Genomic DNA, 15,948 nt, shown 5'->3' with positions numbered 1-15,948 from the left:
GCTCAGCCTGCGGCGGCGACGACCTCGAGCCAGGTGCGCTTGGTCTGCAGCTCTGCCTCGAGCTCGGCCTTGCGCTTCGCGTCGCCGGTCTCGGCGATCTCGCCCTCGAGCTTCTCGATGGCGTCCTCGAGCTGGCCGGCGAGGCCCTCGGAGCGCGCCTTGCGCTCGGGGTTGGATGCCTTCCAGTGCTGCTCGTCGAGCTCGCGCACGTGCGTCTCGATCTTGCGCATGCGGTCCTCGACCTCGCGCAGCGCCTCGCGGGGCACGCGGCCGATCTCATCCCAGCGGCGCTGGATGCCGAGGAGCGTCTCGCGAGCCTTGGCGCGGTCGGTGATCTCGAGGATCGGCGCGGCCTCCTCGAGCAGCTCGCGCTTGGCGGCGAGATTGGCCGTGTACTCCTCGTTGTCGACCGAGACCTGCTCGGCCTTCGCGGCGAAGAGCACGTCGCCGGCCTCCTTGAACTGGGCCCAGAGCGCGTCGTCGATCTTGCGCCCTGCGCGGCCCGCGGCCTTCCACTGGTCGAGCAGGCTGCGGTAGGCGGGGATGCCGTCGGAGCCCTTCGGCGCCAGCGCCTGCGCCTGCTCGACGAGGGCCTGCTTGCGGGCGCGGACATCCTTGTGCGAGGCGTCGAGGTCGGCGAAGAAGCGGCGGCGAGCGGTCTCGAGCGTCGCGCGCGCGTCGCGGAAGCGCTTCCAGAGCGTGTCGGCCTGGTGCTTCGAGATGCGCGGGCCGTCCTTCTGCAGTCGCTGCCAGTCGGCGAACAGCAGATCGACCTGCTGCATCATCTGCTTCCACTGCACGTTCTCGAGGTCGGTGGCGGCGAGCTTCTCGATCGACTCGACGACGGCGGTGCGCTCGGCGACCGCGGCCTCGGTCTCGGCCTTGGTGGCGGCCTGCTGCTGCGCCTCGAGCTGGCCGAGCTCCCCGCGGAGCGCGTCGAGACGGGTCAGCAGCGAGGGGATGTCGCCGACGGCGCTGGCCGACTCGACCGACTGGTGCAGGTGCGATGCGGCCTTCGCCACGTCGCGGGCGTTCGCGCCGCCGCGCACGCGCTGCTCGAGCAGGCGCACCTGGCCCTCGAGGTCGGCGTACTTGCGCTCGAAGTAGGCGAGGGCCTCCTCGGCGCTCACGTCGGGGAACTGGCCGACGACGCGCCAGGCGTCGCCCTCCTTCACGGCGACGATGCCGGCGGCGTCGACGCGACCCAGGCCGCGCTCGATCTCGGGCTCGCCCTGCTCGGGGCCGCTGGGCTCCGCGGGAGCCTCGGCCTCCTCGGCGGGCGCCTCTGCGGCATCCGCGGGCGCCGCTGCGCTCAGTGCAGCCTCGGCGGGAGCCTCCTCGTCGGGAGCGACCTCGGCGGGAGCGACCTCCTCGGCGGGCGCCTCGAGCGGCACCTCGTCGGCGGGAAGCTCGGCCACGGCCTGCTCGGCCGGGATCCCGGCTGCCGCGTCGGCGGCTGCCGTCATCTCGGCTGCAGAGGCCTCGGCCGCCGGAGCATCTTCGTCGAGCGCCGGCTCCTCGGCCGCGACCTCGGTGGTCGCGACATCGGCGTCGGCCCCCTGCTCAGCGGGCTGCGCCGGCGTGTCGGGCTGCGTGGCGGCGGCCTCGGCGGCGCGCTCCTCCGTGGCGGCGGTCTCGCCCGCAGCAGCGGGGTCGGTGGGCTGGATGGAATCGGGCATGACGAAGTCTCTCGTACGAGGGAACGGGCAGGTCGAGCCTAACCCTTGGAGTCGGGCAGCGCGGCTACTGCAGCACGAAGTCGTCGATCGCGACCGGCGCTGCGGGCGGGCCGTCGGGCGCGCCGCCCTGGGTGCCGAGCGCGATGACGTCGGTCTGCAACTGGTCGAGGCCCGAGGTGACGCGGCCGATCACCGAGTAGCCGCCAGCGTTGTCGGAGGGGATGGTGGTGTCGCCGTAGACGATGAAGAACTGGTGGCCGTTCGACTCGGCGTTGTTGCTCTGGCGCGCCATGGCGATGGTGCCCTCGACGTAGAGGTCGTCGGCCGGGGCGTTCTCGATCGGCCCGTAGGCGTAGCTCGGGTCGCCGCTGCCCTGGCCGTCGACCGAGCCGCACTGCAGCACGCTGAAGCCGGGGCTGGTGGTGAGGCGGTGGCAGGTCTTGCCGTCGTAGTAGTCGCTCTGGGTGTCGGCCAGCACCGCCGACACCGCCTGCGGTGCTGCCGCGCCGTCGAGCTCGACGCCGAGCTCGACGCCGTTGACCGTCAGCGCGCCCGTCCAGGTGCGTCCCTCGGCGAGCGAGGGGTCGGGCACGAGCGACTCCGCGGCCGGGGTCTCGACGGGCGCCGTGGGCGCGGCGGTCGAGGCCGGGTCGGCGGGCGGCTGCACGGTCGCGATCAGCGCGGCACCGCCGAGCAGCACCACGAGTGCGAGCGCACCGCCGAGCAGCGAGTCGCGGCGCTGCCGCTGCCGCCGTCGCGCGTGCACCGTCTGCCGTGCGCGGTAGTCGCGGACGCGACGCTCCTGCTCCTGCTTGCTGACCACGGGCTCTCCTCTGCCTGCCGCGCACCCGCGCGACCGGCGTTCAGGCTACCGGCACAACGCATCCGCCCCCGTTCGCCCGCACCGTCGGGCGGGGCCGTGTCGGCGGTGCCGCCTAGCATGGAGGCATGGCCATCGGGACGACAGCGCCGCTCGCCGTGCGCATGCGGCCCACCAGCCTCGACGAGGTCGTCGGGCAGCGCCACCTGCTGGGCCCCGGCTCGCCGCTGCGGCGCCTGGCGGGCTCGAGCGAGTCGGCCTCCGGCCAGAGCGTCATCCTCTGGGGCCCGCCCGGCACCGGCAAGACGACCCTCGCGCAGTCGATCGCGCACTCCTCCGACCGCCGCTTCGTCGAGCTGAGCGCGGTCACCGCGGGCGTGAAGGACGTGCGGCAGGTGATGGAGTCGGCGCTCAGCGACCGAGACCTCTACCAGCGCTCGACCGTGCTCTTCCTCGACGAGATCCACCGCTTCAGCAAGGCGCAGCAGGACGCGCTGCTGCCGGGCGTCGAGCAGGGCTGGGTGACGCTCATCGCCGCCACCACCGAGAACCCCTCGTTCAGCGTCATCAGCCCGCTGCTCTCGCGCTCGCTGCTGCTGACGCTCGAGCCGCTCGACGACGACGACATCGCCGAGCTGGTCGAGCGCGCGATCGCCGACCCGCGCGGCTTCGACGGCCGCATCGTGCTCGACGACGACGCACGGGCGCAGCTGATCCGGCTCTCCTCCGGCGACGCCCGTCGTGCCCTGACCGCGCTCGAGGCGGCCGGCGCCCACGCGCTCGAGGCGCGCGCCGTCGACGCGGCGGCCGAGTCCGACGCCGACGACGAAGCGGACGGGGCGGATGCGCCGGCGCGCGTGACCGCGGAGGCCCTGGCGAGCGCGGTCGACCGGGCACTGCTGCGCTACGACCGCCAGGGCGACGAGCACTACGACGTCATCTCGGCCTTCATCAAGTCGGTGCGGGGCTCCGACCCCGACGCCGCGCTGCACTACCTGGCGCGCATGATCGAGGCGGGGGAGGACCCGCGCTTCATCGCCCGCCGCATCATCGTGCTCGCGGCAGAGGACATCGGCATGGCCGACCCGCAGGGGCTCGTCATCGCGACCGCCGCCGCGACGGCGGTGCAGATGATCGGCATGCCCGAGGGGCGCATCCCGCTCGCCGAAGCGGTGGTCTACCTGGCGACCGCCCCCAAGTCGAACCGCTCCTACTCGGGCATCGACAGCGCGATCGCCGACGTGCGCCGCGGCGACTTCGGCCGCGTGCCGATGCACCTGCGCGACGGCCACTACCCGGGCGCCAAGCGCCTCGGCCACGGCAAGGGCTACCGCTACGCCCACGACGCGCCCCACGGCGTCGCCACGCAGCAGTACCTGCCCGACCCGCTCGTCGGGCGCCGCTACTACGAGCCCGGGCAGCACGGCTACGAGCGCGACGTCGCCGCCCGGCTCGAGCGCATCCGCCGCATCCTGGCCGGAGAGGGCTGAGCCCTGGAGCACGGCATCTGGTAGCCTGATCCCTGGTCCACTCGCAGCTCGTCTGCACATCTCGGACCCGCACCCCTCCTTAGGTCCCGGCATTCGGCCGGGACAGCCGCTCACGCGGCAGCGACTCAGCGAAGGAAGTCATGTCCACGAAGTCCCGTACCCGATCGAAGACGCGCCTCTCGCGCGCCCTCGGCATCGCCCTCACCCCGAAGGCCGCTCGCTACCTCGAGAAGCGCCCCTACGGCCCCGGCCAGCACGGCCGCACCAAGCGCAAGGCTGACAGCGACTACGCCGTCCGCCTCCGCGAGAAGCAGCGTCTGCGGGCCCAGTACGGCATCCGCGAGGCGCAGATGCGCACGACGTTCAACGAGGCCCGCCGCCAGGCCGGCCTGACCGGTGAGAACCTGGTCGAGCTGCTCGAGATGCGTCTCGACGCGCTCGTGCTGCGCGCCGGCTTCGCCCGCACCACCTCGCAGGCCCGCCAGATGGTCGTGCACCGCCACATCATGGTCGACGGCCAGCGCGTCGACCGCCCGTCCTTCCGCGTGAAGCCGGGCCAGCTCATCCACGTGCACGAGCGCAGCGAGGGCATGGAGCCGTTCCAGGTCGCGGCCGCAGGCGGCCACGCCGGCGTCCTGCCCCCCGTCCCGCCGTACCTCGACGTGCAGCTCGACCGCCTCCAGGCTCGCCTCGTGCGCCGCCCGAAGCGCGCCGAGGTGCCCGTCACCGCCGAGGTCCAGCTCGTCGTCGAGTACTACGCAGCCCGCTGATCCGAGCGAGTCGCTGAGAGGGGTCGCCGGAAGGCGGCCCCTCTCGTCGTTAGACTGTCCGAGCCCCCGCGCCGATCCGGTGCGGGGCGAAGCGAGCAACGAAGGGGATCCGCTGTGAAGAAGCTCCTGTTCCTGGCCGTCGGTGTCGCGATCGGCATCTTCGCCGCCCGCAGGCTCGAGGAGACCGAGAAGGGCAAGGCGTTCTTCGACAACGTCGACGCACGTGGTCGCGAGTTCACGGATGCCGTCAAGGACGGCTACCAGGCACGCGACCGCGAGCTGCGAGGCGAGTGACGACACCCGATCCGAGCCCGGGCGCGATGCGCCCGGGCTCGTCAGGCCCCGACGGGGCTGGAAAGACCTGACTTCATGCAGACCGCAGAGATCCACGCCCGCTTCCTGAAGTACTTCGAGCGGCGCGATCACGAGATCGTGCCCTCGGCGTCGCTGGTGAGCGACGACCCCGCGATCATGTTCACGATCGCCGGCATGGTGCCGTTCATCCCGTACCTCTCCGGCCGGGTGCCCGCTCCGTGGCCCCGCGCCGCAGACGTGCAGAAGTGCATCCGCACCAATGACATCGAAGAGGTGGGCCGCACCCCGCGCCACGGCACCTTCTTCCAGATGGCGGGCAACTGGTCGTTCGGCGACTACTTCAAGCGCGAGGCCATCGGCTACGCGTGGGAGCTGCTGACCGGCTCGGTCGACGACGGCAACTACGGCTTCGACCCGAAGCGCCTGTGGGCGACGGTCTACCTCACCGACGACGAGGCCGAGCGCCTCTGGCTCGAGACCACCGACATCGACCCGAAGCAGATCCAGCGGCTCGGCCTCGAGGACAACTACTGGATGACCGGGCAGCCCGGCCCCGCCGGCCCCGACTCCGAGATCTTCTACGACCTCGGGCCCGAGTACGGCCCCGAGGGCGGCCCCGCCACGGGCAGCGACCGGTACGTCGAGATCTGGAACCTCGTCTTCATGCAGGACGAGATCGCCGACGTGCGCTCGAAGACCGAGTTCACGATCGTGCGCGAGCTGCCGAGCAAGAACATCGACACCGGCATGGGCCTCGAGCGCATCGCGTTCCTCAAGCAGGGCGTCGAGAACATGTACGAGATCGACCAGGTGCGCCCCGTGCTCGACCTGGCGAGCGAGCTCTCCGGCCGGCGCTACGGCGCCGACCACGAGGACGACGTGCGGATGCGCGTGGTCTCGGACCACGTGCGCTCGTCGCTCATGCTGATGGGCGATGGCGTCACCCCCGGCAACGAGGGCCGCGGCTACATCCTGCGTCGCCTGATGCGCCGCTCGGTGCGGGCGATGCGCCTGCTGGGCGTGCACGAGGCGACCTTCCCGACGCTGTTCCGGGCGAGCTTCGACGCCATGTCGACCGCCTACCCCGAGCTGCAGGAGTCGTTCGGCCGCATCGAGCGCATGGCGATCGCCGAGGAGGAGACCTTCCTCAAGACGCTCGAGTCGGGCTCGACCGTGCTCGACCTCGCGATGGACGGCGTGCGCCGTGACTCCGGCCACGTCGTGCCCGGCAAGACGGCGTTCCTGCTGCACGACACGTACGGGTTCCCGATCGACCTGACGATGGAGATCGCCGAGGAGGCGGGCCTCGAGGTCGACCGCTCGACGTTCGAGACGCTCATGAGCGAGCAGCGCACGCGGGCGAAGGCCGACGCGAAGTCGCGCCGCCGGCAGCTCGCCGACCTCTCGGTCTACTCCGAGCTGCGCGGCAAGGGCGAGACGGCGTTCCTCGGCTACGACGAGCTCGAGGCCGACGGCGAGGTGATCGGCATCATCGCCGACGGCGCGCAGGTCGCCTCGGCCGGCGTCGACCAGGAGGTCGAGGTCATCCTCACCGCCACGCCGCTCTACGCGGAGTCGGGCGGCCAGGACAGCGACCAGGGCCGCCTCGTCGGCCAGGGCTTCGAGGCCGACGTGCTCGACGTGCAGCGCCCCGTGCAGGGGCTCATCAGCCACACCGTGCGGGTGACCGCCGGCTCGATCGCCGTCGGCGACGTCGCGCACGCGGTCGTCGACCCGCTCTACCGCCGCGGCGCCAACAAGGCCCACACCGCGACGCACCTCGTGCACGCGGCGCTGCGCCAGCTGCTCGGCCCCGACGCCGTGCAGGCGGGCTCCTACAACAAGGCCGGCTACATGCGCCTCGACTTCTCGTGGTCGAGCCCGCTCTCGCCCGACATGCGCCAGGAGCTCGAGGGCATCGCGAACAGCGCGATCCGCGACGACCTGCCGGTCGAGACGCGCGTCATGCCGATCGACGAGGCGAAGGCGCTCGGCGCGATGTCGCTGTTCGGCGAGAAGTACGGCTCGACGGTGCGCATGGTCGACATCGGCGGCCCCTGGTCGCGCGAGCTCTGCGGCGGCACGCACGTCGGCGCCTCGAGCCAGATCGGCCTCATCTCGATCACCAGCGAGTCGAGCGTCGGCTCGACCGCCCGACGCGTCGAGGCGGCGGTGGGGGCGGATGCGTTCCAGCAGCTGGTCGCGGAGCGCACGCTGGTGAGCGAGCTCACAGGCATGCTGAAGACGCCGCGCGAGGCGCTGCCCGGCCGCATCGAGGAGCTCGTCTCGTCGCTGAAGGCCGCCGAGAAGCGCATCGCCGAGTTCGAGTCGAAGCAGCTCGCCGGTCGCGTGCAGCCGATCGCCGATGCCGCGGAGCGCGTGGGCGGCACGCGGCTCGCGGCCGTCGACCTCGGCGCGGTCGGATCGCAGGACGACCTGCGGTCGCTCGCCGCCCAGGTGCGCGAGCGCCTCGGCGTCGACGCCGCCGTGGTGGCCATCGGCGGCAGCGTCGACGGCAAGCCCGCGATCGTCGTCGCCACCAACGACGCGGCCCGCAAGGCCGGCATCGCCGCCGGGCCGCTCGCGAAGGCTGCGGCCGGCGTGCTGGGCGGCGGCGGCGGCGGCAAGCCCGACATGGCGCAGGGCGGCGGTCAGGACGCGAGCGCCATGCCCGCGGCGATCGCCGCCGTGCGCGCGGGGATCGGCCGCTGAGCGGGTCGACCGGGATGCGCCCGGGAGTCAGGATCGGCGTCGACGTCGGCCGCGCCCGCGTGGGCGTGGCCCGCAGCGACCGTGACGGGCTGCTGGCGACGCCGGTGGAGACGATCCAGCGCGCGAGCGTCGACCCGGTTGCGAGGCTGCGCGAGATCGCGGCAGAGCTGGGGGCCGTCGAGGCGGTCGTCGGGCTGCCGATCTCGCTCTCGGGCGGCGACACCCCGAGCACGCAGGACGCGCGCGACATGGCGGCGCAGCTCGCGCTGGCGATGCCCGTGCGCCTCGTCGACGAGCGCCTGTCGACCGTGAGCGCCTCCGCCGGCATGCGCGCGGCGGGCAAGAACAGCAAGCAGCAGCGGCAGAGCATCGACCAGGCCGCGGCCGTGGTGATCCTGCAGCACGCGCTGGACAGCGAGCGAGCGGCGGGCCGGGCTCCCGGCGAGCTGCTCGTCGACGGCGGCGCGACCGCCACCGAGGAGGACTGACATGGCTGGACGACGCGCGCGAGAGCGCAAGGCCCGGGGCCGCCGTCGGCTGATCGGCTGGAGCATCGCCCTGGCGGTGGTGATCGCCATCGGCATCGCGGTCGCCTGGGCGCTGCCGCGGGTGCTCGACCGCTTCAGCGGCCCGGAGGACTACGCAGGTCCCGGCACCGGCGAGGTGGTCGTGCAGGTGCAGTCGGGCCAGAACGGCTCCGACGTGGCCGCGACGCTGCGGGAGCAGGATGTCATCGCCAGCACCGAGGCGTTCGTCGACATCCTGGTCGAGGACCCGACGATCCAGTTCCACCCGGGCGCGTACCGCGTGCAGCAGCAGATGTCGGCGCAGGGCGCGCTGGACGCGATGCAGGATCCCGCCAACAAGGTCGAGCTGCGCGTCACCGTGCCCGAGGGCTACACGCTGCCGCAGGTGTACGAGCGGCTCGAGCGCGACCTCGGCATCCCGCAGGCCGACTTCCTGCAGGCGGCGGGCGACCTGACGCAGTTCGACCTGCCGGCCGACGCGCTCACCATCGAGGGCTGGCTGTTCCCCGCCACCTACACGTTCGACGACGGCATCGATGCGCCGACCGTGCTGCAGGCGATGATCGACCGGCAGCGGCAGGCGCTCGACCAGGCGGGCGTGGCGGAGGCCGACCGGCAGCGCGTGCTGACCTTCGCGTCGCTCGTGCAGCGCGAGGCGCGGCTGCCCGACGACTTCGGCCGCGTCGCACGGGTGTTCCAGAACCGCCTCGACATCGGCATGCGCCTGCAGTCCGACGCGACGGTCGCCTACGGCACCGGCAACTTCCACGTGGTCACGACGACGCGCGAGGAGCGCGAGGACGCCGAGAATCCGTACAACACCTACGTGCACACGGGGCTGCCCGTCGGACCGATCGGCGCGCCGGGCGACGTCGCGATCCAGGCGGCGCTCGCCCCCACCGAGGGCGACTGGCTCTACTTCGTGACGGTCGACCCGAACACCGGCGAGACGGTCTTCTCGAACACGCTCGCCGAGCACAACGCGGCGGTGCAGCGGTTCCAGCAGTTCCTGCGCGACAACCCGGGCTGGGGCGGCTGAGATGGCGGGCGCCTCGCCGACCGGCACCAGGCGCCTCGCCGTGCTCGGCTCGCCGATCGAGCACTCGCTCTCGCCGGCGCTCCACGGCGCGGCGGCGCGCACCCTCGGGCTCGACTGGGACTACGGGCGCCGCAGGATCGAGCGCGACGGGCTCGCGGACTTCGTCGACGGCCTCGACGCCTCTTGGCTGGGGCTGTCGGTCACGGCGCCGCTCAAGGAGGCGGCGGCCGCTCGCGCCGACGAGGTCGACCGGCACGCCGAGCTGACCGGGGCAGCCAACACGCTGCTGCTGGGGGAGCGCGTGCGCGGCTGGAACACCGACGTGGGCGGCATCATCCGGGCGTTCGCGGATGCGGGGCTCACGTCGGTCACGGACGTCGCGATCGTGGGCGCCGGCGCCACCGCGCTGTCGTCGCTCGTCGCCTTCGCGCAGCTGGGCGCGGAGCACGTCGCGGTCGCGCTCCGCGACCGCTCCCGCGGCGAGCGTCTCGTGGCCTTGGGGGAGCAGCTGGGGCTGTCGGTGACGCTGCAGGGGCTCGACGAGGCGCTGCCCGCCGTGGACGCGGCGGTCTCCACCCTCCCTGCCGCCGCCACCGTCGTGCCGGCCTTCACGCATCCGCCCACCCGGCTGCTCGACGCCGACTACGCGGGGCCCGCCGGGTCGCGCTACGCGGCCACGGTGCCCCGCGACCGGCTCGTCGACGGGCGCGAGATGCTGCTCGGCCAGGCCGTGCTGCAGGTGCGCATCTTCGTGCTCGGCGACCCCGCCGCGACCCTGCCGCAGGAGGCCGAGGTCGTCGCCGCGATGCGCGGGGCGCTGGCCGCATCAGGAAGTCTGGAAGAATCATGAGCATGCTGCGCTGGCTCACCGCCGGGGAATCCCACGGCCCCGAACTGCTCGCCCTCCTCGAAGGGCTGCCCGCCGGCGTGCCCATCACGGCCGAGCAGATCCAGGCCGACCTGCAGCGGCGCAAGCTGGGAGCCGGCCGCGGCGCCCGCATGAAGTTCGAGCAGGACGCCCTCTCGATCTCGGGCGGCGTGCGCCACGGGCTCACGCAGGGCGGCCCGATCGCGCTGCGCATCGGCAACACCGAGTGGCCGAAGTGGATGGACGTCATGGGCGCCGCGCCGCTCGAGGCGGAGCTCACCGGTGCTCGCGCCGCGAAGCTCACGCGCCCCCGGCCCGGGCACGCCGACCTGGTCGGCATGCAGAAGCACGGCTTCGACGAGGCGCGCCCCGTGCTCGAGCGCGCGAGCGCCCGCGAGACCGCCGCCCGCGTCGCCCTCGGCGCCGTCGCTCGCGCCTTCCTCGGCGAGCTCGGCGTGCGGCTCGTCAGCCACACGCTCTCGATCGGCCCTGTGCGGGTGCCCGAGGACGCCGCGCTGCCCGTGCCCGACGACGTCGACCGCCTCGACGCCGACGAGCTGCGCTGCAACGACCCGGCCACCAGCGCCGCCATGCTCGCCGAGGTCGAGGACGCCCGCCGCGCCGGCGACACGCTCGGCGGCATCGTCGAGGTGCTCGCCTACGGGCTGCCCTCGGGGCTCGGCTCGTACGTGCACTGGGACCGCAGGCTCGACGGCCGCCTCGCCCAGGCGCTCATGAGCATCCAGGCGATCAAGGGCGTCGAGGTCGGCGACGGCTTCGAGACCACCCGCCGCCGCGGCAGCGTCGCGCACGACGAGCTGCTCGTCGGCGACGACGGCACGCACCGCGCGACCGGCCGCGCCGGCGGCATCGAGGGCGGCATGTCGACCGGCGACCCCCTGCGGGTGCGCGCGGGCATGAAGCCGATCGCCACGGTGCCGAGGGCGCTGCGCACCATCGACGTCGCGACCGGGGAGGCCGCGCAGGCGCACCACCAGCGCAGCGACGTCTGCGCCGTGCCGGCCGCCGGCGTCGTCGCCGAGGCGATGGTGGCGCTGGTGCTCGCCGACGCGATGGTCGAGAAGTTCGGCGGCGACTCGGTCGCCGAGACGCGGCGCAACCTCGAGGCCTACACCGCCGCCATCCCCGAGCACCTGCGCACCGTCTCGTGACAGCCGACGGCCCGCGGCCCGGCGACGAGGCGAGCGCGCTGCCGGCGATCGCCTTCATCGGCCCGATGGCGGCCGGCAAGTCGTCGCTCGGCCGCAAGCTGGCCAGCCGCATCGGCCGCACCTTCGCCGACACCGACCGGCTCGTCGCGCTCGAGCACGGCCCGATCCCCGAGATCTTCGCCGAGCACGGCGAGGGCGCGTTCCGGCGCTGGGAGGCCGAGGCCGTGCAGCGCGCGCTGACGCCCGGCGCGGTGGTGGCGCTCGGCGGCGGCGCGGTGCTCGACGAGGGCACGCGGGCGCTGCTCGCGCACGCGACCGTCGTGCTCGTCACGGTCGACGAGCGCGCCGCGCAGCGCCGCATCGGCGGGGGAGACCGCCCGCTCGTCGCCGACGGCATCGAGGCCTGGCGCCGCATCGCCGCCGAGCGCGAGCCCATCTACCGCGAGCTCGCCGACACCGTCGTCGACTCGTCCAGCACCCCCATGGCCCGGCTGGTCGACCAGCTCGAGGCCTGGCTCGCCGAGCGCGGGCTGTGAACGCGAAGGAGAGCGCATGACCACCATCCGCGTCGAGACCGAGGCGCCGTACGACGTGCACGTCGGGCGGGGCATCCTCATCGACCGCATCCGCGAGTCGCTCGGCGACGCCCAGCGGCTGCTGGTCGTGCACCAGCCGGCCATGAGCCGCATCGCCGACCACCTGAAGTCGCAGCTCGGCATCGAGGTGCTGCTCGCCGAGGTGCCCGACGCCGAGGACGCCAAGCGCATCGAGGTCGCGCAGTTCCTCTGGCAGATCATGGGACAGGCGGAGTTCACTCGTACGGATGCGGTGCTGGGCCTGGGCGGCGGGGCCGTCACCGACCTGGCCGGGTTCGTCGCGGCCACCTGGCTGCGCGGCGTGCGCGTCATCCAGGCGCCCACGAGCGTGCTCGGCATCGTCGATGCGGCGGTGGGCGGCAAGACGGGCATCAACACCGAGCAGGGCAAGAACCTGGTCGGTGCTTTCCACCACCCGGCGCTCGTGGTCGCCGACCTGGAGCTCGTCGACTCGCTGCCGCGCAACGAGCTGCTCACCGGCTTCGCCGAGATCGTGAAGGCCGGCTTCATCGCCGACCCGCGCATCCTCGAGCTGCTCGAGGGCTCGCTCGACGCCACCACCGATCCGACGACCCCGGAGTTCGCCGAGGTGATCGCCCGCTCGATCGAGGTCAAGGCGCGCGTGGTCGCGAACGACTTCCGCGAGCACGGCGAGCGCGAGTTCCTGAACTACGGGCACACGCTCGGCCACGCGATCGAGCACACCGAGCGCTACCGCTGGCGCCACGGCGCGGCCGTCGCGATCGGCATGACGTTCGCCGCCGAGCTGTCGCGCCTCGCCGGGCGCCTGCCGGAGTCGGTCGTCGACCGCCACCGCGCGATCCTCGAGTCGCTCGAGCTGCCGACCACCTACCCGGTGGGGCGCTGGAAGACGCTGCTGGGCACGATGCGCAAGGACAAGAAGACGCGCGGCTCGATGCTGCGCTTCGTGGTGCTCGACGACGTGGCGAAGCCGCGGATCCTCGAAGGCCCCGACGACAGCCTGCTGTTCATGGCCTACCAGTCGCTCGCCGACTGACCCTCGCGCATCGCGCCGCCCATTGCGCGTTTGGGCGGTGCTTGCCACCATCGTGCCGAACGCCCGCGCACGGCGGGCGGCAGCGAGAGGGGCGCGACGTGGCGCACGGAGACATCACCCACCTGGAGATCCCGGTCGACGACTTCGACCGGGCGAAGGCCTTCTACTCGACCGTGTTCGGCTGGCAGATCAACGACACCGAGGGCTTCGACGACTACCCGACCTGGCAGGCGCCCAACGGCGTCTCCGGTGGCGCCCTGTCGAAGCGCGGCGAGGGCTTCACGCAGCCGCGCTCGATCGTCGAGGTCGACTCCATCGACGAGTCGCTGCGCCAGGTCGAGGAGCTCGGCGGCACGGTCACGGTGCCCAAGGAGTCGATCACGCCCACGAGCTGGTGGGCGGTGTTCACCGACCCCGAGGGCAACAGCGTCGGCCTGTTCGAGGGCGAGATGTAGTCGGGAGGGGGAGGATGCGCCTGCGCCGGCGGGCGACTGCCAGACTGGCGGCATGCGCATCCTCGTCCTCAACGGCCCCAACCTGGGCAGGCTCGGCTCCCGCGAGCCCGACGTCTACGGCACCGCGACGATCGCCGACATCCAGCCGCTCGTCGAGGCGGCCGGCGCCGCCGACGCGCCGATCGAGGCCGACGTGCGCCAGACCGACGACGAGGCCGAGCTGGTCGGCTGGATCCACGAGGCGGTCGACGCGCGCACCCCGGTGATCCTCAACCCCGCCGCCTTCACGCACTACTCCTACGCGCTGCGCGACGCCTGCGCGCAGCTGCAGGGCGTCGCGCCGCTGGTCGAGGTCCACATCTCCAACCCCCACGCGCGTGAGGCCTTCCGTCACACATCCGTCGTCTCGGGCGTGGCGACCGGCGTCATCGCCGGCTTCGGCCTCGACGGCTACCGCCTGGCCGGACTCGCTGTCGTCGCCCGTATGCGAGGCCAAAGAACCAACCAGGCGGCCGGGAGGCAATCGGATGAGCCGGCACGAGTCACGCCAATGCTCGTCGATCCCAGAGACGTCGTGATCGAGCACCACTTTGCGAAGTTCCGCGTCTGGGTGACTGAGCCGGCGGGCGGCGTATCAGTGTGGGAGTTCGCGAGCGAATCGTTTGACGACGTGCGGGCTTGGGCTGCTGCGCGATCGGGGCGTTACTCCATTGCCTTGGTGACTCCAAGGTTCGAAGGGGTCGAGGCGCTATGGCTCGTCGGCCAGGATCCGAACGACCCCCATGGAGGCGAGCAGCTTCTGTAACGCGCGCAGACCTCGTCTGTGACGAGGAGGCACGCAGTTGCCACGTCACCGGGCTGGTGTCAGTAGAAGACGCGGCCGGATCAAGCCAGAGCGCACCATTGACGTGAACGGAGACGGCGGTCAGCCACGTTGTAGATGGCCGCGGACGGCTGAATCTCAGACTCTCGCTGACCTTGAGCCCCTCGCGTCACCGTTGGTCCTACGACATTGACCTGCACGGGTTGGCCAGATGGGTAGAAGACGGTCCCGTCGACGCCTGGCGTCGGACTCGTCACATCGCGGGGATCAGGGTCCTCAGCGAACACGGCTGGCGTTCGCTCAGCATGCGGCATTGCAGCGGCGCCGGTCGTTCCGGTGGCGACGAACAGCGCAATGGCGATGAGGCTGACGATTCGAAGTTTGCGAGTATCCACGAGGTCTCCTCAGCGTGAGGGTGCTGCCAGGTTCAGGCATGCGAGGTGCGCATGGCTTAGTTCCACGCACTGTGCACCTGACCTTCACTCCTCGTTCAACAGATGACGAGCTTTCGCCGCGCCCGACTCATGGTGAAGCGGGACGGTGTCGCGCCCGTTAGGCTGTCCTGTCGGCCCGCGGCGGCTCGACGGCAAACGGCATCCACGGAAGAGGACCCTGGCATGGCAACCACGAACGACATCAAGAACGGCGCGGTGCTCAACCTCGACGGACAGCTCTGGAGCGTGGTGGAGTTCCAGCACGTGAAGCCCGGCAAGGGCGGCGCGTTCGTGCGCACCAAGCTGCGCAACGCCCGCACGCAGAAGCTCGTCGACAAGACCTTCAACGCCGGCACCAAGGTGGAGTTCGCGACCGTCGACCGCCGCGACTACCAGTTCCTATACAACGACGGCACCGACTTCGTCTTCATGGACAACGAGACCTACGAGCAGCTGCCCATCCCCGCCGGCATCGTCGGCGACGGCGCCAAGTACCTGCTCGAGAACGGCACCGCGACCATCTCGATGCACGAGGGCGAGGCGCTGCAGGTCGAGCTGCCCGCGTCGGTCATCCTCGAGATCACCTACACCGAGCCGGGCCTGCAGGGCGACCGCTCGAGCGCTGGCACCAAGGCCGCGACCGTCGAGACGGGCGCCGAGATCCAGGTGCCGCTGTTCGTCGAGCAGGGCACCCGCGTCAAGGTCGACACCCGCGACGGCAGCTACCTCGGCCGCGTCACCGACTGACGTGCCGACCTCTGACAAGACGGCCGAGACCTACCCCTCCCGGCGCAAGGCTCGCAAGCACGCCGTCGAGGTGCTCTACTCGGCGCAGGCGCGCGACGAGGCTCCCGAGACGGTGCTGCGCGACACGGCCGCGAGCCTCGGCTGGGCGCAGCACCCCTGGTTCGCGTTCGCGCGCGAGATCGTCGCCGGCGTCGCAGACGAGCTCGACGGCATCGACGAGCTGATCGCCTCCTCGAGCGAGCACTGGACCATCGAGCGCATGCCGCGCACCGATCTTGCGATCCTGCGGGTCGGGGTGTGGGAGCTCGAGCACGAGACCGCGCCGGTGAGCGTCGTCGTCTCGGAGGCCGTGCACCTCGCCAACGAGCTCTCGACCGACCGCTCCGGCGCATTCATCAACGGGGTGCTCGGCAGGATCGCGGCGCAGCGGGGCTGAGCGGCTGACGCCGGTCACGATGGGCGGCGGATCCGCGGCGACGCTGC

General features: G+C 72.3%; 15 protein-coding genes and 1 pseudogene. 14 read left to right on the top strand and 2 right to left on the bottom strand.

The annotated features are described in order from the left end of the window. Positions 1–2: 2 nt before the first annotated feature. Both Q9250_RS06800 and Q9250_RS06795 read right to left on the bottom strand, forming a co-directional pair. Positions 3–1,679: a DUF349 domain-containing protein gene (locus Q9250_RS06800; protein WP_306233839.1), complete on the bottom strand. Its 1,677-nt coding sequence runs from the start codon at positions 1,677–1,679 to the stop codon at positions 3–5. Between the two features lie 64 nt (positions 1,680–1,743). Beyond that, the gene (locus Q9250_RS06795; protein WP_306233838.1) at positions 1,744–2,502 is read right to left on the bottom strand and encodes a peptidylprolyl isomerase; all 759 of its coding nucleotides are present in this window, start codon (positions 2,500–2,502) and stop codon (positions 1,744–1,746) included. Positions 2,503–2,627: 125 nt separating this feature from the next. On the opposite strand from Q9250_RS06795, the gene Q9250_RS06790 reads away from it, so the two are divergent. The 14 genes and pseudogenes from Q9250_RS06790 (at position 2,628) to nusB (ending at position 15,901) form a co-directional block, all read left to right on the top strand. Further along, complete coding sequence (locus tag Q9250_RS06790) at positions 2,628–3,989, top strand: replication-associated recombination protein A (protein ID WP_306233837.1); 1,362 nt, start codon at positions 2,628–2,630, stop codon at positions 3,987–3,989. Between the two features lie 140 nt (positions 3,990–4,129). Next, entirely contained in the window at positions 4,130–4,759 is a 630-nt protein-coding gene (gene rpsD, locus Q9250_RS06785) for a 30S ribosomal protein S4 (protein ID WP_306233836.1), read from the top strand. A gap of 114 nt (positions 4,760–4,873) precedes the next feature. Further along, a complete protein-coding gene (locus Q9250_RS06780; RefSeq protein ID WP_306233835.1) occupies positions 4,874–5,053 on the top strand; it encodes a hypothetical protein in 180 nt (59 codons plus the stop codon). A 75-nt stretch (positions 5,054–5,128) separates the two neighbouring features. Beyond that, positions 5,129–7,786, top strand: coding sequence for an alanine--tRNA ligase (alaS, locus tag Q9250_RS06775; RefSeq protein WP_306233834.1), 2,658 nt, complete (start codon positions 5,129–5,131; stop codon positions 7,784–7,786). A 14-nt stretch (positions 7,787–7,800) separates the two neighbouring features. Continuing rightward, positions 7,801–8,274: a Holliday junction resolvase RuvX gene (gene ruvX, locus Q9250_RS06770; protein WP_306233832.1), complete on the top strand. Its 474-nt coding sequence runs from the start codon at positions 7,801–7,803 to the stop codon at positions 8,272–8,274. Position 8,275: 1 nt separating this feature from the next. Beyond that, positions 8,276–9,352 carry an endolytic transglycosylase MltG gene (gene mltG, locus Q9250_RS06765; protein ID WP_306233831.1) on the top strand — a complete coding sequence of 359 codons (1,077 nt, stop codon included), beginning with the start codon at positions 8,276–8,278 and terminating at the stop codon, positions 9,350–9,352. Between the two features lies 1 nt (position 9,353). Continuing rightward, positions 9,354–10,202, top strand: coding sequence for a shikimate dehydrogenase (locus Q9250_RS06760; protein ID WP_306233829.1), 849 nt, complete (start codon positions 9,354–9,356; stop codon positions 10,200–10,202). A 2-nt stretch (positions 10,203–10,204) separates the two neighbouring features. Further along, positions 10,205–11,392, top strand: a complete 1,188-nt coding sequence (aroC, locus tag Q9250_RS06755; protein ID WP_306233828.1) for a chorismate synthase — start codon at positions 10,205–10,207, stop codon at positions 11,390–11,392. Beyond that, positions 11,389–11,928: a shikimate kinase gene (locus Q9250_RS06750; RefSeq protein WP_306233827.1), complete on the top strand. Its 540-nt coding sequence runs from the start codon at positions 11,389–11,391 to the stop codon at positions 11,926–11,928. The genes aroC and Q9250_RS06750 overlap by 4 nt, the downstream gene beginning before the upstream one ends. 16 nt (positions 11,929–11,944) lie before the next feature. Further along, a complete protein-coding gene (aroB, locus tag Q9250_RS06745) occupies positions 11,945–13,006 on the top strand; it encodes a 3-dehydroquinate synthase (protein WP_306233825.1) in 1,062 nt (353 codons plus the stop codon). 98 nt (positions 13,007–13,104) lie between these two features. Then, a complete protein-coding gene (locus tag Q9250_RS06740) occupies positions 13,105–13,461 on the top strand; it encodes a VOC family protein (protein WP_306233824.1) in 357 nt (118 codons plus the stop codon). A gap of 52 nt (positions 13,462–13,513) precedes the next feature. Next, a pseudogene (gene aroQ, locus Q9250_RS06735) lies at positions 13,514–13,948 on the top strand (type II 3-dehydroquinate dehydratase); the annotation flags it as partial. 953 nt (positions 13,949–14,901) lie between these two features. Next, positions 14,902–15,465, top strand: coding sequence for an elongation factor P (efp, locus tag Q9250_RS06730; RefSeq protein ID WP_306233823.1), 564 nt, complete (start codon positions 14,902–14,904; stop codon positions 15,463–15,465). Between the two features lies 1 nt (position 15,466). Then, complete coding sequence (gene nusB, locus Q9250_RS06725) at positions 15,467–15,901, top strand: transcription antitermination factor NusB (protein WP_306233821.1); 435 nt, start codon at positions 15,467–15,469, stop codon at positions 15,899–15,901. Positions 15,902–15,948: the final 47 nt, after the last annotated feature.

The organism is Agrococcus beijingensis, from assembly GCF_030758955.1.
In the GTDB taxonomy this organism is placed as follows: domain Bacteria; phylum Actinomycetota; class Actinomycetes; order Actinomycetales; family Microbacteriaceae; genus Agrococcus; species Agrococcus beijingensis.
This window is presented reverse-complemented; position numbering and strand designations above follow the sequence as displayed.

What these genes read in the sequence shown, in the direction of transcription:
- mltG (WP_306233831.1), top strand. Translation starts at nt 8,276, where the DNA reads ATGGCTGGACGACGCGCGCGAGAGCGCAAGGCCCGGGGCCGCCGTCGG.
- efp (WP_306233823.1), top strand. Translation starts at nt 14,902, where the DNA reads ATGGCAACCACGAACGACATCAAGAACGGCGCGGTGCTCAACCTCGAC.
- alaS (WP_306233834.1), top strand. Translation starts at nt 5,129, where the DNA reads ATGCAGACCGCAGAGATCCACGCCCGCTTCCTGAAGTACTTCGAGCGG.
- Q9250_RS06760 (WP_306233829.1), top strand. Translation starts at nt 9,354, where the DNA reads ATGGCGGGCGCCTCGCCGACCGGCACCAGGCGCCTCGCCGTGCTCGGC.
- Q9250_RS06800 (WP_306233839.1), bottom strand. Translation starts at nt 1,679, where the DNA reads ATGCCCGATTCCATCCAGCCCACCGACCCCGCTGCTGCGGGCGAGACC.
- aroC (WP_306233828.1), top strand. Translation starts at nt 10,205, where the DNA reads ATGCTGCGCTGGCTCACCGCCGGGGAATCCCACGGCCCCGAACTGCTC.
- Q9250_RS06790 (WP_306233837.1), top strand. Translation starts at nt 2,628, where the DNA reads ATGGCCATCGGGACGACAGCGCCGCTCGCCGTGCGCATGCGGCCCACC.
- ruvX (WP_306233832.1), top strand. Translation starts at nt 7,801, where the DNA reads ATGCGCCCGGGAGTCAGGATCGGCGTCGACGTCGGCCGCGCCCGCGTG.
- rpsD (WP_306233836.1), top strand. Translation starts at nt 4,130, where the DNA reads ATGTCCACGAAGTCCCGTACCCGATCGAAGACGCGCCTCTCGCGCGCC.
- aroB (WP_306233825.1), top strand. Translation starts at nt 11,945, where the DNA reads ATGACCACCATCCGCGTCGAGACCGAGGCGCCGTACGACGTGCACGTC.